Genomic DNA, 20,381 nt, shown 5'->3' on the forward strand with positions numbered 1-20,381 from the left:
TCCGACAAGTGGATTCGCCGCATGGCCGAGCAGGAGGGCATGATCGACCCCTTCGAGCACGACCAGGTTCGCTACGTGAACGATCGTCGGGTGATCTCCTACGGGACCTCCAGCTACGGCTACGACGTGCGCTGCGCCGACGAGTTCAAGGTGTTCACCAACATCCACTCCGCGGTGGTGGACCCCAAGGCCTTCGACGAGAAGAGCTTCGTCGACATCAAGGGGGACGTCTGCGTGATCCCCCCCAACTCCTTCGCCCTGGCGCGTACCGTGGAGTACTTCCGCATCCCGCGCAGCGTGCTGACCATCTGCCTGGGCAAGTCCACCTACGCGCGTTGCGGCATCATCGTCAACGTGACGCCCCTGGAGCCCGAGTGGGAGGGGCACGTGACCCTGGAATTCTCCAACACCACCAACCTGCCGGCCAAGATCTACGCCAACGAGGGCGTGGCCCAGATGCTGTTCCTGGAGTCCGACGAGGTGTGCGAGATCTCCTACAGGGACCGCGGCGGCAAGTATATGGGGCAGCGGGGGGTGACCCTGCCCCGGACCTGAGCCCGGGCTGCGCCCGGGAGCGCCCAGCTACAAGCGCCTAGCGCCCAGCTACAAGCGCCTAGCGCCCAGCTGCATGGCAGTTGTGGGAGGCCGGGTCCCCCGGGCGAAGGGCGCCGATAGGCGCCCCGTCGGTGTTGCTAGCGTTACTGTCTTCCGCGGAGGAGGCCTTCGGCCTCCATTCGTCGATGCGTCGAACCGTCGGTAAAGCCGACCTCCCACAATACTCTGCGGCGCTTGGCGCTTGGCGCTTGGCGCTTGGCGCTCGGCGCTAGTTCTCGTCCAGCTCCTCCGCTGCATCGGCGTGGGAGAGCCGCACGCCCCGGGGCGGTAGCGGGGTGCTGTCCAGGGTGGCGCCTTCGGCCGAGAACCGCAGGCGCCCCTCCAGGAACCACTTCACCGCGATGGGGTAGATCAGGTGCTCGCGGGCGTGCACCTTCTCCTTGAGGCTCGCCTCGGTCTCGCCCTCGGCCACGTCCACCGCCGCCTGGATCACCACCGGGCCGCCGTCGAGCTCCTCGGTCACGAAGTGCACGCTGCAGCCGTGCATGGCCACGCCGTCGGCCAGGGCCCGGGCGTGGGTGTTGAGCCCCTGGTAGGCGGGCAGCAGCGAGGGGTGAATGTTGAGCATGCGCCCCAGGAAGCGCTGCACGAAGCGCGGGGTGAGGATACGCATGAAGCCGGCCAGCACGATCAGGTCCGGCTCATGGCGCTCGATCACCTTGATCAGGGCGCCGTCGTAGGCCTCGCGGCTGTCGTATTCGCGGTGGGGCAGCGCCACGGCATCGATGCCGGCCTCCCGGGCGCGGGTGAGGCCGTAGGCGTCTGGCTCGTTGGAGATCACCGCGACGATCTCGCCGCCCAGGCGGTCGTGGGTCTGCTCGTCGATCAGCGCCTGCAGGTTGCTGCCGCTGCCGGAGATCAGCACCACCACCCGGCGGGCCGCCACCGGCTCCGAGGCGAAGTCGTTGAGGGTGTCGCTGGAGGGAGTGGCGTCGCTCATGCCTTGAGGTTCTCCAGGCGGACCTGCGGCGCGTCGCCGTCCCGGAAGACGATCTCGCCGATGCGCTGCACCGTCTCGCCCTGGGCCTGCAGGTGGGCGCGGGCCTGGTCGGCCTTCTCGGCCGGCACCACCACCACCATGCCGATGCCGCAGTTGAGCACCCGGTGCATCTCCTCCTCGGCGACGTTGCCCTGCTGCTGCAGCCAGTCGAACACCGCCGGGCGCTGCCAGGCGTTGACGTCGACCCGGGCGGCGAGGCCCTCGGGCAGCACCCGGGGCAGGTTCTCGGTGAGGCCGCCGCCGGTGATGTGGGAGAGCGCATGGACCGGCACGCCGCTCTCGCGGATCAGCGACAGCAGCGGCTTGACGTAGATGCGGGTGGGGGCCATCAGGGCATCGCCCAGAGCTACGCCGCCGATGTCGGCGTCGAGGCTTGCGCCCGACACCTCGAGGATCTTGCGGATCAGCGAGTAGCCGTTGGAGTGGGGGCCCGAGGAGGCGATGCCCAGCAGCACGTCGCCCTCGGCGACGCGCTTGCCGTCGAGGATCTCCGACTTCTCCACCACGCCGACGCAGAAGCCGGCCAGGTCGTAGTCGCTGCCCTCGTACATGCCGGGCATCTCGGCGGTCTCGCCGCCCACCAGGGCGCAGCCGGCCTGTTCGCACCCCGCCCCGATGCCGGTCACCACGTCGGCGGCGATGTCCACGTCGAGCCTGCCCGTGGCATAGTAGTCGAGGAAGAACAGCGGCTCGGCGCCGGCCACCACCAGGTCGTTGACGCACATGGCCACCAGGTCGATGCCGATGGTGTCGTGACGACCCAGGTCCATGGCCAGGCGCAGCTTGGTGCCCACGCCGTCGGTGCCGGAGACCAGCACCGGTTCCCGGTAGCCGCTCGGCAGCTGGCACAGCGCGCCGAAGCCGCCCAGGCCACCCATCACCTCGGGGCGGCTGGTACGCTTGGCGACGCCCTTGATGCGGTCGACCAGGGCATTGCCGGCATCGATGTCGACGCCGGCATCCTTGTAGCTGAGCGAGGGGCGGGGAGAGGAAGAGTCGGTCATCTCGGGTCCTGTGATGGGTCGTCGGCGTGGGCCGGTCGTGCCGCCGGCCAGGGTGTGGCCAGGCGGCAGGACAAGATCGGGTGCTGGATGAATAACGGATGCGAGATTGTAGCATCAAGACGCCGCGCAGGCAGCCGTGACGGCACGCTGCTGCGGTCTCGACAGGGAGAGGACGATGCGCAGAGAGTGGTGGATCCTGGCAGGCGTGGTGGGCCTGGCGTGGCTGCTGCTGCAGCTCGAGGCCATGCTGATGCCCTTCATTGCCGGCGTGATCCTGGCCTACCTGGCCGACCCGCTGGCCAACCGGATGCAGCGCTGGGGGCTGTCGCGCCCCCTGGCGGTCTGTGGGGTCTTCCTGGTGCTGCTGGTGGTGCTGGCGGTGGGGCTGCTGGTGCTGATCCCGCTGCTGGTCCAGCAGCTGCGCCAGCTGGGAGAGGCGACCCCCGGGGTCTTCGAGTGGCTGGAGACGGTGCTGGCACCGCAGATCCAGGCCTGGACCGGCTTCGACGTGGCCGGCGAGCTCGACAACGTCCAGGAGACCCTGGCCGAGCACTGGCAGGATGCCGGTGGCTACCTGGCCCAGTTCCTCGGGCAGGTGGGTCGCTCGGGCATGGCCTTCATCACCTGGGTGACCTATGTGTCGCTGATCCCGGTGGTGACCTTCTACCTGCTGCTCGACTGGAAGCGGCTGATGGCCAGCCTGCGCGACCTGCTGCCGCGGGGCTGGGAGGATGATGTGGTCCGCCTGGTGGGGCGCTGTGACGAGGTGCTCTCGGCCTTCCTGCGCGGTCAGCTGCTGGTGATGCTGAGCCTGGGGGTGATCTACGGCCTGGGCCTGACCCTGATCGGGGTGCGCTTCGGGTTGCTGATCGGGCTGATCTCGGGGCTGGCCAGCATCGTGCCCTTCCTCGGCTTCATCGTCGGCATCGGCATCGCGCTGATCGTGGCCTTCTTTCAGTTCGGCACCTGGTTGGCGCTGCTCGGCGTGGTGGCGGTGTTCAGCGTCGGCCAGGCGATCGAGAGCACGGTGCTGCAGCCGAAGCTGCTGGGGGATCGTATCGGCCTGCATCCGGTGGCGGTGATCTTCGCCGTGCTGGCCGGCGGTAACCTGTTCGGCTTCACCGGGGTGCTGCTGGCGCTGCCGGCGGCGGCGGTGATCATGGTACTCTTGCGCGAACTCCACGACCGCTACAAGAACAGCACCTTGTACGACTCCACGCTCGAGAACCAGCAGGCAGAGCACCACCACGACGAGGAGGCGCCATGAGCCGTGCCCCGGCACAGCTGTCGCTGGGCGTCGGTCTGCGCGACGATGCCACCTTCGTCAACTTCTACCCCGGGCCCCATGCCGGCCTGGTCGACCGCTTGACCCATCAGCTAGATGCCGGGGGGGAGCCCTTCCTCTACCTGTGGGGCGGCGAGGGGGTCGGGCGCAGCCACCTGCTGCAGGCCGCCTGCCACGCCGCCTCCGACCGCGAGCTGCGTGCCCTCTACCTGCCCCTGGCCGAGCTCGGCCACTTCCCGCCCTTGATGCTCGAGGAGATCGAGCGCCTTGACCTGGTGGCCATCGATGACCTGGAGCGGGTGCTGGGGCGCAAGCGCTGGGAGGAGGCGCTGTTCCACGCCTTCAACCGCCTGCGCGATGCGGGCAAGCGCCTGGTGATCGCCGCCGATGCCCCGCCGCGTCAGCTGCCGGTCCAACTGCCCGACCTCGCCTCGCGGCTCACCTGGGGCGTCACCTTCCATGTCAAGGGACTCGACGACGCCGGCCGCCTGGCCGCGCTGCAGCTGCGTGCCCGGGTGCGCGGGATGGCGCTGCCCGACGAGGTGGCCCGCTTCATCCTGCACCGCGGCCCCCGCCGGCTGGGGGAGCTCTTCGAGGTGCTGGCGACCCTGGATCGGGCCTCGCTGTCGGCCCAGCGCAAGCTGACGATCCCCTTCGTGAAGCAGGCGCTGGGCTGGTAGCCTCACCGGCGACAGAGCTGCTCGGTGCGATACTTGAAGGAGTTGAGCACGTCCTCCTGGCTGAAGCCGTTGTCCACCAGGATCTGCTCCCAGGCGCGGGTCGGCTTGAAGGCGAGCAGGGCCTCGTTGATGGCATCGCGCAGCTCTTCGGCCTCGGGGCCAAAGGCGAAACCGCCCCAGCTGCGCACCTCCTCGCCGTCGAGCAGCGGGTCGATGAAGTCCATGGCAGCCTCCACCTCCTGGCTCACTTCGTCGAGGGCGGTGACGGTCAGGCCGGTGGCGGCATAGGCATCGGCCTCGCCGCTGACGAGGGTCTCGATGGCCTCCTCGTTGCGGGTGATGGTGACCAGCTTCTCTTCGGGCACGCCGAGTGCCATCAGGATCTCGCGCTGGTCGGCGCCGGCCATGACCGCGACCCGATAGTCATTGCGTCCCGCAAAGTCATCGTAGGCCTGCAGTTCGAGCGGATTGCCGGCCCGCACCAGCAGCCCCTCGCCGTAGGTGGTGTTGGGCTCGGAGTAGAGGATTTGCTCGCAGCGCTCGGGCAGGATGGCCATCTCGGCGGCGGCCATGTCGAACTCCCCTGCCCGCAGGCCCGGTATCAGCTCGCCGAAGTCGCGCTCCACCCACTCGATCTCACCGAGCTCGAGGGTCTCGATCAGCTGCCGGGCCACCTCGGGACCGGCTCCACGGGCTTCGCCCTCGGCGTCCAGGTAACCATAGGGGACCTCATTGGCCACGGCGATGCGGATGCTGCCACGCTCGCGAATCTCGTCGAGGGGAGTGGCGGCGCTGGTCGACGCCAGCGCGAGAAGCAGCGGGGCAAGGGCCAGGCGCACTGGCCAGACGGGTGAACTGTCAGGGCGCATGGGCAAGGCTCCACCGTGGCAAGGACGACGGCACGCCCTGCGGGGAAGCGTGCCGTTGGCATCAACATAGGTGACGCCCAGCGACCCTGCCAGTGAGCGGCTCAACGGCTGAGGTTGGTCTCCAGCTGCTGGCCGTTGCGAAGCTGAACCTGGCGAATCACCACCCGTGGCTCGCCGCTGACCGGGTCCGGGCCTGCGCCGGAGAGGTAGAAGTGGCCGGCGGGCAGGCCGTTGAGCCGGAAGCGACCGTTGCCGTCGGTACGGGTGCTGTGGGTGTACTCGCGGGCGCGGGGATCGGCGGGTTCCACGGCGACGCCGGCCAGGGCCTGCTCGGCGGCCTCCGCAGAGTAGGTGGTCACCGGGGCCGCCGAGACGCCAGCGTTCGGTACGGGGCGCCCGCCGATCGTCAGCTGCCCGCTGATCACGGCGCTGCCCTGCTTCTCCAGGGCGGCATACTCCGCCGCGGGGAAGGCCACCTGTCGGGCCACGCGGCCTGGCGCCACCTCACGGCGCTCCTCGACCCGGTCCGGCGCCTCCACGGGCTCGATCCCGCGGTCGATCACCTCGATGCGCTCGGTGGGGGAAGGGGTCGTCGGCATGATCTCGCAGCCGGCCAGCAGCAGCCCCGTCATGACCATCGGTATCCAGCGTTTCATGGGTTCACTCCCTGAAGAGAATCATCGGCGCCCTGTGCCAAGAGGGGAGGATAGCGCACGCCGGCCTCCAGGCAATGCCTCGGAGGTGACTGGCCACCAAAAAAGCCGCCGCCCGGGAGGGCGGCGGCTTTTCGAAGGGCGGCGGTTGCCGGCCGTGGCCGGCAGCGGCGGCTTACTTCTGAGCGGTGGCCTTGGTGGCGGTCGCCTGGGCCTGCTTGACGTTCTCTTCGGTCAGCTTCTGGCTCTGCTGGACGAAGTCCTGCTGCAGGGAGACGACCTTCTCGGCGTCGCCCTTCAGGCGCTCGGCCAGGTCCTTGGCGACCTTCTGCTGGCCTTCCAGGTAGGCGCGGAGGCCTTCGGCATCCTTGACGTTCAGCAGGGTGCGCAGCTGAGCCAGGCCGGTGTCGGTGTAGGCCTTGGTGGCGTCCAGCTGGGCGTGGGCCAGCTTCTCGGAGTAGTCCACGGCCAGGTTGGCGTAGGCGCGGGCCGGGCCGAAGAAGAGAGCGTCGAACTGCTGGGTGTCGAACTGCTTGGCGTCGAAGTTGAAGGCGTTCATCATGGTGGAACCTCCGGGTTCATCGGGTGTGGGGGAGCAGGGTGACTGCCCTGTTGCAATGCACAATAGCAGAGCGGTTTGTGCGCTGCAACATTTGTCAGGAAGAAAAATGCCTCCTGGCGACGTGAACCGCGTCGGACTGTGATCCACTCGCCCCGGCGCCAGTCGGAGCCAGGTTGCCAACACCGCCTGCAAGGAGCCAGCCATGAGCGAGACACGCCGCGAACGCGACAGCATGGGCGAGCTGGAGGTGCCGGCCGGGGCCCTCTACGGCGCCCAGACCCAGCGCGCCATCAACAACTTTCCGGTGTCGGGGCAGGCGATGCCGCCGGCCTTCATCCATGCCGTGGCGCGAATCAAGCTGGCCGCGGCCCGGGTCAACCGGGCGCTTGGCCTGCTCGACGTCCCGCGGGCCGAGGCGATCGCCGCCGCCGCCGAGGCTGTGATCCGCGGCGAGCACGACGATCAGTTCCCGGTGGATCTCTTCCAGACCGGTTCCGGCACCTCCAGCAACATGAACGTCAACGAGGTGATCGCCCACCTGGCGAGCCGCGAGGGCGTCGAGGTGGGGCCCAACGACCACGTCAACATGGGGCAGTCCAGCAACGACGTGATCCCCACCGCGATCCACGTCTCCGCGGCGCTGGAGGTGACCGGGCGGCTGCGCCCGGCGCTGGTTCACCTGCGCGAGACCATCGAGGCCCGCGCGGTGGAACTCGACGGGGTGGTGAAGACCGGCCGCACCCACCTGATGGATGCCATGCCGCTGCGCATGAGCCAGGAGCTGGGCGCCTGGTCGAGCCAGGTGGGGCAGGCGATCGAGCGCCTCGACGGCGCCCTGGTGCGGCTCTGCCGCCTGGCCCAGGGGGGCACGGCGGTGGGCACCGGCATCAACGCCCATCCCGAGTTTGCCGCGCGCATGGCGGCGGAGCTGTCGCAGCAGACCGGGCTCGCCTTCACGCCCAACGACAGCCTCTTCGCGAGCCTGGCCTCCCAGGACGCCGCCGTGGAGCTCTCCGGCCAGCTGCGCGGGCTGGCCTGTGTGATCATGAAGATCGCCAACGACTTGCGCTGGATGAACTCCGGCCCCCTGGCCGGCCTCGGCGAGATCGAGCTGGAGGCGCTGCAGCCGGGCAGCTCCATCATGCCGGGCAAGGTCAATCCGGTGATTCCGGAATCGGCGGCCCAGGCCGCCGCCCAGGTGATCGGCCTGGACAGCGCCGTGACCATCGCCGGGCAGAGCGGCAACTTCCAGCTCAACGTGATGCTGCCGCTGGTGGCCCACAACCTGCTCACCTCCATCACCCTGATGAGCAACACCGCCTGGCTGCTCGGCAACCGGGCCATCGCCACCTTCAAGGTGCGTGAGGAGAACCTGCGGGCCCCGCTCTCGCGCAACCCCATCCTGGTGACGGCGCTCAATGCGGTGATCGGTTACAACGCCGCCGCGGCGATCGCCAAGCAGGCCTATCAGGCGGGGCGGCCGATCCTCGACGTCGCCGAGGAGCAGACCGACCTCTCCCGGGAGGAGCTCGAGCGGCTGCTCGATCCGGCGGCGCTGACGCGGGGCGGGCTGCCGGGGTAGGCCGAGGGCCGCCGGGCCCGAAGATCGCCACGAACAGCAGCGCCCAGATGATGGTGTTCACCGAACGGCTCGACACCAGGATATGGCGTGCCTCTCGTTTGTTGTTGTCGAGCCGGCATGGGGTGTTCGGAAATCGACATGCCGAGGAGCAGCTTGATTGCTTCCGAAAGATCGCCTTACCAGCTTGGTTTTGCGGCGGGCGATGTCAAACACTTCACCCGCTCGGTCAGGTGGCGCCCACGGGAGGGGGCGTCAGTCGCGTCGTCAGATAGTCCGCGAGCGGCCGACGGGCTGATTCGTCCAGGTGTATGCCCAACTTGGTGCGCCGCCAGAGGATGTCGTCGAGGCAGCCGGCCCACTCCCGATCGATCAGGTAATCGACCTCGCGGGCGCTCAGGCCGGCGCCGAACGCCTCGCCGAGATCGGACTCGCCCCGGGCGCCCTCCAGGAACTCCAGGCAGAGCGAGCCGTAGGCCCGGGTGAAGCGACGCGCCCGCGCCTCGCCCAGCCAGGGGTAGGTCGCGAGCAGGTGCGCGGTGAAGCCGGCCGGGCTGCCGATGTCGCCGCCGGGCAGGGGCGTCGTCTCGGTCCACGCCGGGGCCATGGGTGGCAGGTGCGGCGCCAGCCGCGCCAGGGCTGCTTCCGCCAGCCGCCGGTAGGTGGTGATCTTGCCGCCGAACACCGACAGCAGCGGGGCGCCGGCGGTGTTCAGGTCCAGGGTGTAGTCGCGGGTCATGGCGGAGGGGGCGAGCGACTCGCTGTCGCACAGGGGCCTGACGCCGGAAAAGGACCACAGCACGTCCGGGCGGGCGAGCTGGCGCCGGAAGTGGGCATTGACGACGGCCAGCAGGTAGTCCACCTCCTCGTCGCTGGCGGTGACCCGCGCCGGGTCCCCCGCGTAGCGGCGCTCGGTGGTGCCCACCAGGCTGAAGTGCGCTTCCCAGGGCAGCACGAAGACGATCCGGCCGTCCTGGTTCTGCAGGATATAGGCCCGCTCGTCGGCATTGAGGCGCGGCACCACCAGGTGGCTGCCCTGGATCAGGCGTATCCGGTGACGGGCCGCCCGCCCGAGCCGCTGGCGCAGTACCTGCTCCACCCAGGGGCCGGCGGCATTGACCAGCGCCCGGGCGTGTCGCCGCAGGCGCGCCCCGCCGCGGAGATCCTCCAGCTCGAGCTCCCAGAGCCCCTGCACCTCGCGGGCGCCCACGCAGCGTGTCCGGACCAGCACCTCGGCGCCGTGCTCCCTGGCCTGCAGGGCGTTGAGCACCACCAGGCGGGCGTCGTCCACCCAGCAGTCGGAGTATTCGAACCCCCGGGTGATGTCCGGTCTGAGGCCCAGCGAGGCGTCGATCCGGACGCCTCGCGAACCCGGGAGCCGCTTCCGTCGGCCCAGGTGGTCATAGAGGAAGAGGCCGGTACGGATCATCCAGGCCGGCCGCAGGTGGGTACGGTAGGGCAGGAGGAAGCGCAACGGCCAGATGATATGGGGCGCCTTGGCCAGCAGCACCTCGCGTTCGCGCAGGGCCTGTCGAACCAGCCGGAACTCGCGGTGCTCCAGGTAGCGCAGGCCGCCGTGGATCAGCTTGCTGCTGGCCGAGGAGGTGGCGCCGGCCAGGTCGCCCTGTTCGCAGAGGCCGACCCGCAGCCCGCGACCGGCGGCGTCGTTGGCGATGCCGATGCCGTTGATGCCGCCGCCGATCACGAAGAGATCCAGGGGGGCCTCCGGGCTCTGGGTCATGGCGCGCCCTCCGGGCCGGGATGCGTTTCATCGGGTGTTTGAAATCGAAAATAGAAGAAAGCAAACCGAACATCAAGGCGCGGAGCGAGGGCGAAGGTAGGGCACGGCGGGTCGGCGGCGAGCCTCAGGGAAGGTGCAGGGCGACCCCGTGCTGCTCCAGCAGCTGCCGGATGGCGTCGGGCGGGCGGCGGTCGGTGAACAGGGCATCGATCTGGGCGATATTGCCCTGGCGCACCGAGGGGTTGCGATGGAACTTGGAGTGGTCGGCGGCGAGATAGACCTGGCGGGAGTTGCGGATGATCGCCTGGGCGACCCGCACCTCCTGGTAGTCGAACTCCAGCAGCGAGCCGTCCTCGTCGATGCCGCTGATACCGATGATGCCCACGTCCACCTTGAACTGGTTGATGAAGTCGATGGTGGCCTCGCCGATGATGCCTCCATCGCGGGAGCGCACCTGGCCACCGGCGATGATCACGTTGAAGTCCTCCTTGTGCTGGAGGATGGCGGCCACGTTGAGGTTGTTGGTGATCACCTCCAGGCCGCTGTGGCCGAGCAGGGCCTCGGCCACCATCTCGGTGGTGGTGCCGATGTTGATGAACAGCGAGGCATTGTCGGGAATGTGCTGGGCGAGGAGGGTGGCGATGCGTTGCTTCGCCTCCTGGTTCAAGGTCTTGCGGGTGGAGTAGCTGGCATTGACCGTGCTCGACTCCAGGCCGGCGCCGCCATGCACGCGACGGAGGCTGCCCTCGTCGGCCAGGGCATTGAGGTCGCGGCGAATAGTCTGCGGCGTGACCGCGAAGTGATCGGTCAGCTGTTCGATGCTGGCATAGCCCTGGCGGCGCACCAGCTCGACGATGGCTTCCTGGCGCTGTTGTTGGTTCATCAAGTCGCTTCTCTTTGGCTGGCGGTCGTGTTGGGGGTCTAGGATGATTATAAACGAACATTATCAGGCAACAGGGCGGCGGCGCTGCCGCGGCGGGCAGCAGGCGATGGCCCGGGCCGGGAGTGATCGCCGAGGGCTTGCAAAATCCCTGGGAATCGGTAGTATATGCATCCGTTGCCGAGGCGAGCGCGCTTTGGCAATCTGCTGCTGAAACAGGACCATAGCTCAGTTGGTTAGAGCGCTACCTTGACATGGTAGAGGTCGGCGGTTCGAATCCGCCTGGTCCTACCAGCCCGCAGCAGGTATCACCACAGGACCATAGCTCAGTTGGTTAGAGCGCTACCTTGACATGGTAGAGGTCGGCGGTTCGAATCCGCCTGGTCCTACCAGCTTCCGAATCGCCCCCGCAGCCCGGCTGCGGGGGCGATTTGCTATGGGCGTCGGCTCGGTCGTGCCATTGGGCCGCTTTCGCCAGACGCAACAGGGCCGGCGCGATGGCCGGCCCTGCTGGGTCCTGCGTTATCGGCGGGAATGCCTCACTCCCAGCCGGGCACCGCCGCCGGCCCGAACAGCTCGGCCGCCTTGGCCTTCACTTCTTCGGTCTGGTAGGCGCTGACCAGCTGCTGGATCGCCTCGCGCTCCTCGTCGCCGCCGCGCACCACGATCAGGTTGACGTAGGGCGATTCCGGGCCCTCCTTGATCAGGGCGTCGTCCAGGCTCAGGCCGGCGGGCTGGGCGAAGGTGTTGTTGATGAAGGCCAGGTCCACGTCGGGCAGCACCCGGGGCAGCTGGGCGGCCTCGATCTCGCGGAAGCGGAAGCGCTGCGGGTTCTCCACCACGTTGAGCGGCGTGGCCTCGAGGTTTTCCGGGTCGTCGAGCTGGATCAGCCCTTCGTTGTGCATCAGGATCAGCGCGCGGCCCTCGTTGGAGGGGTCGTTCGGCAGGGCGATCTGGGCCCGCTCGGGCAGCTCGTCGATGCGGGTGTAGCGCTCGGAGTAGGCGCCGATGGGGTAGACGAAGGTGCGCCCGGCGACGGCGAAGTCGTAGCCGCGGTCGTTGACCATGGCCTGCATGTAGGGCTCGTGCTGGTAGGCGTTGGCGTCCAGGCTCGATGATCTCCACGGTCAGTCCGTACTCGCGCTGGGCGATCTCGGCGGCCACCTGCATCACGTCGGTCTCGGGGCCGGCCACGGTGCCCACCTTGATGCTATGGCTATCGGCCATGGCGCTACCGGCGCCGAGGGCCAGGCTGGAGGCGAGCAGGGTGCCGATCAGTGTCTTGCGCATGGAAAGGGTCTCCTCGGAAGATGGGTCGATATTAACGGAATAAAAAATAAATTTTTAATAATTTTTAGCTATTATCCTACTTGTGATCGCTCTTGCGGACCAGGTAATCCCCCAGGCTCTGGAAGCCCTGCACCATCACCACGAGGATCGCCACGGTGATCAGCATGACGGTGGGGTTGAAGCGGTTGTAGCCGTAGCGGATGCCCAGGTCGCCAAGGCCCCCGCCGCCCACGGCGCCGGCCATGGCGGAGTAGCTGACCAGGGTCACCACGGTGACGGTGAGTGCCGTGAAGATGCCGCCGCGGGCCTCGGGCAGCAGCACCTTGTGGATGATCTGCCAGGGGGTGGCGCCCATGGACTGGGCGGCTTCCACCAGGCCCGGGTTGATCTCGTTGAGGGCCCCCTCCACCAGGCGGGCGATAAAGGGAATCGCGGCGATGGTAAGCGGCACCGCGGCGGCGTTGGTGCCGATGGAGGTGCCCACCAGCATGCGGGTGAAGGGGATGATCGCCACCATCAGGATGATGAAGGGGATCGAGCGGCCGATATTGGTGACCACGCCGAGCACGCCGTTCACCGCCGGCTGGGCCAGCACCTGGCCGGGGCGGGTCACATAGAGCAGCACCCCCAGGGGAATGCCCACCAGGGCAGAGAGCACCCCGGAGACGGCCACCATATAGAGGGTGTCCAGGGTGGCCCTGAGGATCAGGTCAAGCATCGCGCTGGACATGGCCGAGTACCTCCACGTGCAGATCATGGGATTCGAGATAGTCGATGGCCTCGCGCGTCTTCGCCGGCGGGCCCATCAGTTCGGCGATCATGAGCCCCAGGGTGCGCTCCTGGATCGATTCCACCTTGGCCTGAAGGATACTGACGTCGACGCCGCACTCCCGGGCCAGACGCGAGATCAGCGGGGTGGAGACGGCATCCCCCGAGAAGGCCAGGCGCACCACCGGGTGGGTCTGCTCGCCGGGTGCTGGCTCGAGGCGCTCGAACAGCGCCCGGGGCGGCTCCAGCTTGAGGAAGTCGTTGAGGAACTCGCGCCCCAGTTGGGTGCGGGGGGCGGTGAAGAAGTCGCCCACTTCCGCCTCCTCGACCAGCTCGCCGTCGGAGATCAGGCTGACCCGATGGCAGATCGCCTTCACCACCTCCATCTCGTGGGTGATCAGCAGGATGGTAAGGCCGAGCTTCTGGTTGATGTCGCGCAAGAGCGCCAGGATCGAGGCGGTGGTCTGGGGGTCCAGCGCCGAAGTCGCCTCGTCGCAGAGCAGCACCTTGGGGCGGCTGGCCAGCGCCCGGGCGATGGCCACGCGCTGCTTCTGGCCGCCGGAGAGCTGGGCCGGGTACTGGCTGGCCTTGTCGGAGAGACCGACCAGCTCCAGCAGCGGCGTGACCCGCTCGCGGATCTCGGCGCGGCTCATGCCCATCAGCTCCAGCGGCAGTGCCACGTTGGCGAAGACCGTGCGGTTGGTGAGCAGGTTGAAGTGCTGGAAGATCATGCCGATCCCGTGGCGCGCCTGATTGAGCGCCCGGCGCGACAATCCGGTGAGCTCCTGGCCGTCCACGCTGACGGTGCCGGTGGTGGGCCGCTCGAGCAGGTTGACGCAGCGGATCAGTGTCGACTTGCCGGCGCCGGAGAGGCCGATCACGCCGTGGATCTGGCCGGCGGGTACCTGGAAGTCGATACTCTTCAGTGCCTGCACGGTGCGCGCTGGGCTGCCGCGCCGGCCCTTGAGGGTGTAGGTCTTGGAGACGTTGTGGAGTCGGATCATGGAAGCACCGCGAGCGGGGGCGCCGGGGGCGGGCGGTACAGCGCAGGACGAAAAAAAGGCCACCCTGGCGGGTGGCCATCAACGCTGGACACACCCGTTTAGCTGCACTTCACGGGATTGCCGCTCCGGGGAGCGTGCCATTCCGCGGGCGCCCGCAAGCTGGGTACAAATCGGCGCCGTTCAATGTAGCCGGCAAGCTTAGGTGCGGCGGAGGTCACTGTCAATCATCCTGGGCGTTGTTGTGGCGTGAAAGCCACCTTGTCAGCAATATTTCCTGTATTATCGCCATTGGCAGAGAAAACTCTCGACGAGCGGGGCCGTGATGGACGTCGTCGGGGAGACTTCTCTACACTCGTGCCCCTTGGGCCCGCTCGGGGCGTGCCCGCAGTCGAGGAGACGTCATGTTCACTGGTATCGTGCAGGGCGCCGCCGAGGTGGTCGCCATCGAAGAGGCCGAGCAGTTCCGCACCCATGTCATCGCCCTGCCCGAGGAGCTGCGCCAGGGGCTCGAGATCGGCGCCTCGGTGGCCCACAACGGTGTCTGTCTGACGGTCGCCGCCATCGAGGGCGAGCGGGTCAGCTTCGATCTGATGCGCGAGACGCTGCGCGTGACCAACCTGGGTGCACTGAAGGTGGGGGATCGCGTCAATATCGAGCGCGCCGCGCGCTTCGGCGACGAGATCGGCGGGCACGCCATGTCCGGCCATGTGATGGCCGTGGCCGAGCTGGTGGAGCTCGACGAGGCGCCCAACAACCGCCGCCTGTGGTTCGAGCTGCCCCACGCCCTGGGCCGCTTCCTCTTCGACAAGGGCTATATCGGCGTCGACGGCGCCAGCCTGACCATCGGCGAGGTGCGCCCGGCCGGCGCCGCTCAGGGGCCGCGCTTCTGCGTCAACCTGATCCCCGAGACCCTGGCCCGTACCACCCTGGTGGACCGGGTGCCGGGCGATCGCGTCAACATCGAGATCGATCCCCAGACCCAGGCCATCGTCGAGACCGTGGAGCGCGTGCTGGCGTCTCGCGGCCTGTAAACCGCGCCGGGCCTGACCGTTCCGTCAGGGGGGCGTTGGCGGCCCGGCTGGCGAATGGCCCGCCGATTGCTTATACAGGGTGAACCGGCTGCCCGTGTGCGTCTCGCAACCCGTCGGGGATCTGAATACCATCGGCGGCTTTTTCGCGAGGCCCCTCCAGGGACCCACGCCACGTCGTCCAAGCGCGCAGGAACGAGCCCATGAAGAGCCTGATCGACAAGCATTTCAAGCTGGCCGAGCACAACACCTCCGTCAAGACCGAGGTCATCGCCGGGATCACCACCTTCCTGACCATGGCCTACATCATCTTCGTCAACCCCAGCATTCTCTCCGAGGCGGGCATGGACTACGGCGCGGTGTTCGTTGCCACCTGCCTGGCGGCGGCCATCGGCTGTCTGATCATGGGGCTCTGGGCCAACTATCCGATCGCCCAGGCGCCGGGCATGGGCCTCAACGCCTTCTTCACCTACGGGGTGGTGCTGGGCATGGGCTACTCCTGGGAGGCGGCGCTCGGCGCGGTGTTCTTCTCCGGCTTCTGCTTCTTCCTGCTCAGCGTCTTCAAGGTGCGCGAGTGGATCATCCATTCGATTCCGCTCTCCCTGCGCCTGGGAATTGCCGCGGGCATCGGCCTCTTCCTGGCCATGATCGCCATGAAGAATGCCGGTATCGTGGTCTCCAACCCGGCCACCTACGTGGCACTCGGCGATCTCTCCCAGCCGCCCGCCATCTATGCGCTGCTCGGCTTCTTCGTGATCACCGCCCTGGCCTACCTGAAGGTCACCGGGGCGGTGATGATCGGTATCCTCGGCATCACCGTGGTGGCCATGGTACTGGGCCACAACGAGTACGGCGGGATCCTCTCCATGCCGCCCTCCATCGCGCCGACCTTCATGGCGCTGGACCTGTGGGGTGCGCTGGACATCGCCATGCTCAGCGTGATCTTCGCCTTCCTGTTCGTCGACCTCTTCGACACCTCCGGCACCCTGGTGGGCGTGGCCCACCGCGGCAAGCTGCTCGACAAGGATGGCAGGCTGCCGCGCCTGGGGCGCGCCATGATGGCCGACAGCGGCGCCTCCATGGCCGGTTCGCTGCTGGGCACCTCCACCACCACCAGCTATATCGAGTCCACCGCCGGCATCGCCTCGGGCGGACGCACCGGCCTCACCGCCGTGGTGGTGGCCGTGCTCTTCCTGATCAGCCTGTTCTTCGCTCCGCTCGCCGGCTCGATCCCCGCCTACGCCACGGCGGGGGCGCTGCTCTACGTGGCGGTGCTGATGGCCGGCAGCCTGGCCCACGCCAACTGGGAGGATCCCACCGACGCCGCGCCGGTGCTGATCGCCGCACTGGCCATGCCGCTGACCTTCTCCATTGCCGAGGGGATCGCCCTGGGCTTCATCAGCTACGCAGCGATCAAGGCGCTCTCCGGGCGCTTCCAGGACCTCAACCCGGCGGTGATCGTGCTGGCGATCCTCTTCGCGCTGAAGTTCCTGTTCCTCGACTGATCCACCACCGACGCACCCCTCACCGAGACCCGCATCGATGAGCATCTACGGCGACTACATCAAGTCCGTGATCCGCACCGTCCCCGACTGGCCGCAGCCGGGGGTCAACTTCCGTGACATCACGCCGCTGCTGCAGAACAGCGCGGCCTTCCGCAAGCTGATCGACAGCTTCGTGCACCGCTATCAGGAGATGGAGGTCGACGCCGTCGCCGCCATCGACGCCCGCGGCTTCATCGTCGGTGCGCCGCTGGCCTACGAGCTCGGCTGCAGCTTCGTGCCGGTGCGCAAGAAGGGCAAGCTGCCGTTTCGCACCATCAGCGAGACCTACACCCTGGAGTACGGCGAGGCGGAAGTGGAGCTCCACTCCGACGCCTTCAAGCAGGGCGATCGCATCCTGATCGTCGACGACCTGATCGCCACCGGCGGCACCATGCTGGCCGCCGCCAAGCTGATCAGCCGCAGCGGCGGCCAAGTGATGGAGACCGCCACCATCGTCGACCTGCCGGACCTGGGCGGCTCCCGGCGCATCCGCGAGGCGGGCTACAACGTCTTCGCCGTCTGCTCCTTCACCGAGGACGAATGATCCCATGAGCAGCGATCGCTATCACCAGCACTTCACCGTCTCCTGGGACCAGCTGCACCGCGACGTGCGCGAGCTCTGCCACCGGCTGGTGGAGCGCGACTTCAAGGGCATCGTGGCCATCACCCGCGGCGGGCTGATCCCGGCGGCGCTGATCGCCCGCGAGCTCAACGTGCGCCTGATCGATACCGTCTGCATCAGCAGCTACGACCATATGGAGCAGGGCGGTCTCGACGTCATGAAGGGGGTCGACCATGACGGCGACGGCTGGCTGCTGGTCGACGACCTGGTGGACACCGGCAAGACCGCACGCAAGGTGCGCGAGCTGCTGCCCCGTGCCCACTTCGTCACCGTCTATGCCAAGCCGGAGGGTCGCCCGCTGGTGGACCAGTACCTCACCGAGGTGGCCCAGGACTGCTGGATCCAGTTCCCCTGGGACATGGGCGTGGCCTACGTCGAGCCGCTGGTCGACCGGGTCAAGCGCTGAGAGGCGAGGAGGGCAGGCATGGCGACACCGCTTCCCGAGAGCTGGCAGCAGTGGCTCGGCCCGGAGTTCCAGGCGCCCTACATGCAGGCGCTGCGCGACTTCCTGGCCGCCGAGAAGGGGGCCAGGAAGGTGATCTATCCCCACTCGTCCGACTGGTTCCGCGCCTTCGAGCTCACCCCGCTGGATCGGGTCAAGGTGGTGATCCTCGGCCAGGACCCCTACCACGGGCCGGGCCAGGCCCATGGCCTGTGCTTCTCGGTGCGGCCCGGGGTGCGCGTGCCGCCCTCGCTGGTCAATATCTACAAGGAGCTGGCCACCGATGTCGGCTTCCGGCCGGTGGAGCACGGCCACCTGGAACCCTGGGCGCGCCAGGGGGTGCTGCTGCTCAATACCTCGCTGACGGTGGAGCAGGGCAATGCCGGCTCCCACCGCGGGCGCGGCTGGGAGACCTTCACCGACCGGGCCATCGCCACGGTGAGTGCCCACGGCGAGCCCTCGGTGTTCCTGCTCTGGGGCAGCCACGCCCGCCAGAAGAAGGCGCTGATCGACACCTCCCGCCACCTGGTGCTGGAGTCGCCGCACCCCTCGCCGCTCTCCGCCCATCGCGGCTTCTTCGGCAACCGCCACTTCTCCCGGGCCAACGCTTTCCTGGTGGAGCACGGCCGCACGCCCATCGACTGGCAGCTCCCGGAGGTGCCCTGAGTCGCCTACAACTCGCGGCGGGATGCGCGTAGAATGCTTCGCAATTTCCCGACCGGGTCCATGCGACCTAGGTCGGTATCGTCTCCTGCCGCCCCTTTCACCGTTGCCACCCTGAAGAGGTCCCGACCATGAGCGTCCACGCCATCCAGCATCCCCTGGTCCAGCACAAGCTGGGCCTGATGCGCGAAGCCGGCATCAGCACCAAGAGTTTCCGTGAGCTGGCCGGTGAGCTGGCCAAGCTGCTGACCTACGAGGCGACCCAGGACCTGGAGCTGGCGACCCAGGAGATCGACGGCTGGAGCGGCAACAAGATCCCGGTGCAGCTGCTCAAGGGCAAGAAGGTCACCATCGTGCCGATCCTGCGCGCCGGCCTCGGCATGCTCGACGGCGTCACCGACCTGATCCCCAGCGCCAGGATCAGCGTGGTGGGGCTCTACCGCGACGAGGAGACCCTGGAGCCGGTGCCCTACTTCGCCAAGTTCGCCAATGACCTCGAGGAGCGCCTGGCCATCGTCATCGATCCCATGCTGGCCACCGGCGGCACCATGGTGGCGACCCTGGACATGCTGCGCGAGCGCGGCTGCCAGCAGATGAAGGTGATCGTGCTGGTGGCGGCCCCCGAGGGCCTCCAGCGCGTCCAGGAGGCCTATCCGGACATCGAGATCTACACCGCCGCGGTGGACGAGCGCTTGGACGAGCACGGCTATATCGTGCCGGGGCTGGGCGATGCCGGGGACAAGATCTTCGGCACTCGATAAGCCCTTCGCCCCGACAACACGCCCCTGAGCCTCCCCTCCAGGGGCGTTTTTCTGGAGACCCCCTCATGACTGATCAGACGTCGGCCCTGTCGGGCGCGGACGAGACGCCCCTCAAGGTCCTGCTCACCGGGGCCCAGATGCTCTTCGTGGCTTTCGGCGCCCTGGTGCTGGTGCCGCTGCTCACCGGGCTGGACCCCAGCGTGGCGCTCTTCACCGCCGGGGTCGGCACCCTGGTGTTCCACGGCGTGACCCGGGTCACGGTGCCGGTGTTCCTGGCCTCTTCCTTTGCCTTCATCGCGCCCATCCAGGGATCGGTGGCCAGCTTCGGGGTCTCCGCCACCCTGGGCGGCCTGCTGGCGGCGGGCCTCGTCTACGTGGCGATCTCCCAGGCGGTACGTCTCAAGGGCACTGCCTGGCTGCATCGCCTGCTGCCGGCAGTGGTGGTGGGGCCGGTGATCATGGTGATCGGACTGGCGCTGGCGCCGGTGGCGGTGAGCATGGCCACCGGCGAGACCAGCGACCACATCGGCTACGGTCCGGCGATCTTCCTTTCCATGGCGAGCCTGCTGGTGACTTTGACCCTGGCGGTGTTCGGTCGCGGCCTGATCCGCCTGATCCCGATCATGGGCGGCATCGTCACCGGCTATGGGCTGGCGCTGCTCATGGGGCTGGTGGACTTCTCGCCGGTGCGCGAGGCGGCCTGGCTGGCGATCCCCGCGTTCACCGCGCCGAGCTTCCACTGGGCGGCGATCCTGTTCATGATCCCGGTGGCCATCGCGCCGGCGGTGGAGCATATCGGCGACATGGTGGCCATCGGCTCGGTGACCCGCAGGAACTACCTGGAGAAGCCCGGCCTGCACCGCACCCTGCTCGGCGACGGCCTGGCCACCTCCACCGCGGCGCTGTTCGGTGGCCCGCCCAACACCACCTACTCGGAGGTGACCGGGGCGGTGACCCTGACCCGCGCCTTCAACCCGCGCTACATGGTGGTGGCGGCTTGTTTCGCCATCGGCCTGGCCTTCGTGGCCAAGCTCGGCGCCCTGCTGCAGACCATCCCCGGGCCGGTGATGGGGGGCATCATGACCCTGCTGTTCGGCTCCATCGCCGTGGTGGGCATGAACACCCTGGTGCGTGCCGGCCACTCGCTGACCGCGCCGCGCAACCTGGTGGTGATCTCGCTGATCCTGGTCTTCGGCATCGGCGGCATGCAGTTCGGCGGCGGCCAGTTCACCCTGCAGGGGGTCAGCCTGGCCGCGCTGGTGGGCATCGTCCTCAACTGGGTGCTGCCCCGCGCCGAGGAGGACGAGTAGGCCAATCCGCGGCAGGGGCGCGATCAAGCCGGGTATGGCGCCGCCGCTAAGCGACCGTCACGAGTGTGACGTAGGAGCGCG

General features: G+C 68.1%; 20 protein-coding genes, 2 tRNA genes and 1 pseudogene. 13 read left to right on the plus strand and 10 right to left on the minus strand.

What is annotated here, in order from left to right:
• The coding region (gene dcd, locus J5F18_RS09275) for a dCTP deaminase (protein ID WP_346301955.1) at positions 1-555 on the plus strand (555 nt) is incomplete at its 5' end.
• A 268-nt stretch (positions 556-823) separates the two neighbouring features.
• Here dcd and purN read toward each other — a convergent pair.
• Complete coding sequence (gene purN / locus J5F18_RS09280; RefSeq protein WP_346301956.1) at positions 824-1,555, minus strand: phosphoribosylglycinamide formyltransferase; 732 nt, start codon at positions 1,553-1,555, stop codon at positions 824-826.
• Entirely contained in the window at positions 1,552-2,619 is a 1,068-nt protein-coding gene (gene purM, locus J5F18_RS09285) for a phosphoribosylformylglycinamidine cyclo-ligase (RefSeq protein WP_346301957.1), read from the minus strand. The genes purN and purM overlap by 4 nt, the downstream gene beginning before the upstream one ends.
• A gap of 175 nt (positions 2,620-2,794) precedes the next feature.
• Between purM and J5F18_RS09290 the strand changes: the two genes are divergently transcribed.
• Together J5F18_RS09290 and hda are read left to right on the plus strand one after the other, a co-directional pair.
• On the plus strand, positions 2,795-3,886 hold the full coding sequence (locus J5F18_RS09290) for an AI-2E family transporter (RefSeq protein WP_346301958.1): 1,092 nt from the start codon (positions 2,795-2,797) through the stop codon (positions 3,884-3,886).
• Positions 3,883-4,584 carry a DnaA regulatory inactivator Hda gene (gene hda, locus J5F18_RS09295; protein WP_346301959.1) on the plus strand — a complete coding sequence of 234 codons (702 nt, stop codon included), beginning with the start codon at positions 3,883-3,885 and terminating at the stop codon, positions 4,582-4,584. Before J5F18_RS09290 ends, hda begins: the two co-directional genes overlap by 4 nt.
• Positions 4,585-4,586: 2 nt before the next feature.
• Here the strand turns inward: hda and ehuB are convergent, their stop codons facing one another.
• The 3 genes from ehuB to J5F18_RS09310 form a co-directional block, all read right to left on the minus strand.
• Positions 4,587-5,453, minus strand: coding sequence for an ectoine/hydroxyectoine ABC transporter substrate-binding protein EhuB (ehuB, locus tag J5F18_RS09300; protein WP_346301960.1), 867 nt, complete (start codon positions 5,451-5,453; stop codon positions 4,587-4,589).
• 101 nt (positions 5,454-5,554) lie between these two features.
• The gene (locus J5F18_RS09305) at positions 5,555-6,109 is read right to left on the minus strand and encodes a carboxypeptidase-like regulatory domain-containing protein (RefSeq protein ID WP_346301961.1); all 555 of its coding nucleotides are present in this window, start codon (positions 6,107-6,109) and stop codon (positions 5,555-5,557) included.
• 172 nt (positions 6,110-6,281) lie between these two features.
• Positions 6,282-6,668 carry a phasin family protein gene (locus J5F18_RS09310; RefSeq protein WP_346301962.1) on the minus strand — a complete coding sequence of 129 codons (387 nt, stop codon included), beginning with the start codon at positions 6,666-6,668 and terminating at the stop codon, positions 6,282-6,284.
• 202 nt (positions 6,669-6,870) lie between these two features.
• Here J5F18_RS09310 and J5F18_RS09315 point away from each other — a divergent pair, with 202 nt between their 5' ends.
• The gene (locus J5F18_RS09315) at positions 6,871-8,250 is read left to right on the plus strand and encodes a class II fumarate hydratase (protein ID WP_346301963.1); all 1,380 of its coding nucleotides are present in this window, start codon (positions 6,871-6,873) and stop codon (positions 8,248-8,250) included.
• Between the two features lie 226 nt (positions 8,251-8,476).
• Here J5F18_RS09315 and glpD read toward each other — a convergent pair whose 3' ends face one another.
• Positions 8,477-9,988, minus strand: coding sequence for a glycerol-3-phosphate dehydrogenase (glpD, locus tag J5F18_RS09320; RefSeq protein ID WP_346301964.1), 1,512 nt, complete (start codon positions 9,986-9,988; stop codon positions 8,477-8,479).
• A gap of 124 nt (positions 9,989-10,112) precedes the next feature.
• Positions 10,113-10,871, minus strand: a complete 759-nt coding sequence (locus J5F18_RS09325; RefSeq protein WP_346301965.1) for a DeoR/GlpR family transcriptional regulator — start codon at positions 10,869-10,871, stop codon at positions 10,113-10,115.
• Between the two features lie 214 nt (positions 10,872-11,085).
• On the opposite strand from J5F18_RS09325, the gene J5F18_RS09330 reads away from it, so the two are divergent.
• Both J5F18_RS09330 and J5F18_RS09335 read left to right on the plus strand, forming a co-directional pair.
• Positions 11,086-11,162: transfer RNA gene (locus tag J5F18_RS09330), tRNA-Val, on the plus strand.
• A gap of 21 nt (positions 11,163-11,183) precedes the next feature.
• Positions 11,184-11,260 (plus strand) — tRNA-Val (locus tag J5F18_RS09335).
• Between the two features lie 147 nt (positions 11,261-11,407).
• Here J5F18_RS09335 and J5F18_RS09340 read toward each other — a convergent pair.
• The 3 genes and pseudogenes from J5F18_RS09340 to J5F18_RS09350 all read right to left on the minus strand — a co-directional run bounded on the left by J5F18_RS09340 (position 11,408) and on the right by J5F18_RS09350 (position 13,930).
• Positions 11,408-12,158, minus strand: a pseudogene (locus J5F18_RS09340) (MetQ/NlpA family ABC transporter substrate-binding protein).
• A 76-nt stretch (positions 12,159-12,234) separates the two neighbouring features.
• Complete coding sequence (locus tag J5F18_RS09345) at positions 12,235-12,888, minus strand: methionine ABC transporter permease (RefSeq protein ID WP_346301966.1); 654 nt, start codon at positions 12,886-12,888, stop codon at positions 12,235-12,237.
• Positions 12,869-13,930 carry a methionine ABC transporter ATP-binding protein gene (locus J5F18_RS09350; RefSeq protein WP_346301967.1) on the minus strand — a complete coding sequence of 354 codons (1,062 nt, stop codon included), beginning with the start codon at positions 13,928-13,930 and terminating at the stop codon, positions 12,869-12,871. Before J5F18_RS09350 ends, J5F18_RS09345 begins: the two co-directional genes overlap by 20 nt.
• Positions 13,931-14,331: 401 nt before the next feature.
• Here J5F18_RS09350 and J5F18_RS09355 point away from each other — a divergent pair, with 401 nt between their 5' ends.
• The 7 genes from J5F18_RS09355 to J5F18_RS09385 all read left to right on the plus strand — a co-directional run bounded on the left by J5F18_RS09355 (position 14,332) and on the right by J5F18_RS09385 (position 20,300).
• Positions 14,332-14,961, plus strand: a complete 630-nt coding sequence (locus J5F18_RS09355; protein ID WP_346301968.1) for a riboflavin synthase subunit alpha — start codon at positions 14,332-14,334, stop codon at positions 14,959-14,961.
• A 200-nt stretch (positions 14,962-15,161) separates the two neighbouring features.
• Positions 15,162-16,463, plus strand: coding sequence for an NCS2 family permease (locus tag J5F18_RS09360; RefSeq protein ID WP_346301969.1), 1,302 nt, complete (start codon positions 15,162-15,164; stop codon positions 16,461-16,463).
• Positions 16,464-16,500: 37 nt separating this feature from the next.
• A complete protein-coding gene (locus J5F18_RS09365) occupies positions 16,501-17,046 on the plus strand; it encodes an adenine phosphoribosyltransferase (protein ID WP_346301970.1) in 546 nt (181 codons plus the stop codon).
• Between the two features lie 4 nt (positions 17,047-17,050).
• Positions 17,051-17,530 carry a xanthine phosphoribosyltransferase gene (gene gpt, locus J5F18_RS09370; protein ID WP_346301971.1) on the plus strand — a complete coding sequence of 160 codons (480 nt, stop codon included), beginning with the start codon at positions 17,051-17,053 and terminating at the stop codon, positions 17,528-17,530.
• Between the two features lie 18 nt (positions 17,531-17,548).
• A complete protein-coding gene (gene ung / locus J5F18_RS09375) occupies positions 17,549-18,232 on the plus strand; it encodes a uracil-DNA glycosylase (RefSeq protein WP_346301972.1) in 684 nt (227 codons plus the stop codon).
• Positions 18,233-18,360: 128 nt separating this feature from the next.
• Positions 18,361-18,990: a uracil phosphoribosyltransferase gene (gene upp, locus J5F18_RS09380; RefSeq protein ID WP_346301973.1), complete on the plus strand. Its 630-nt coding sequence runs from the start codon at positions 18,361-18,363 to the stop codon at positions 18,988-18,990.
• Between the two features lie 65 nt (positions 18,991-19,055).
• Positions 19,056-20,300, plus strand: a complete 1,245-nt coding sequence (locus tag J5F18_RS09385) for a uracil-xanthine permease family protein (protein WP_346301974.1) — start codon at positions 19,056-19,058, stop codon at positions 20,298-20,300.
• The last annotated feature ends 81 nt before the right edge of the window (positions 20,301-20,381 follow it).

This window comes from Halomonas sp. BM-2019 (assembly GCF_017584085.1).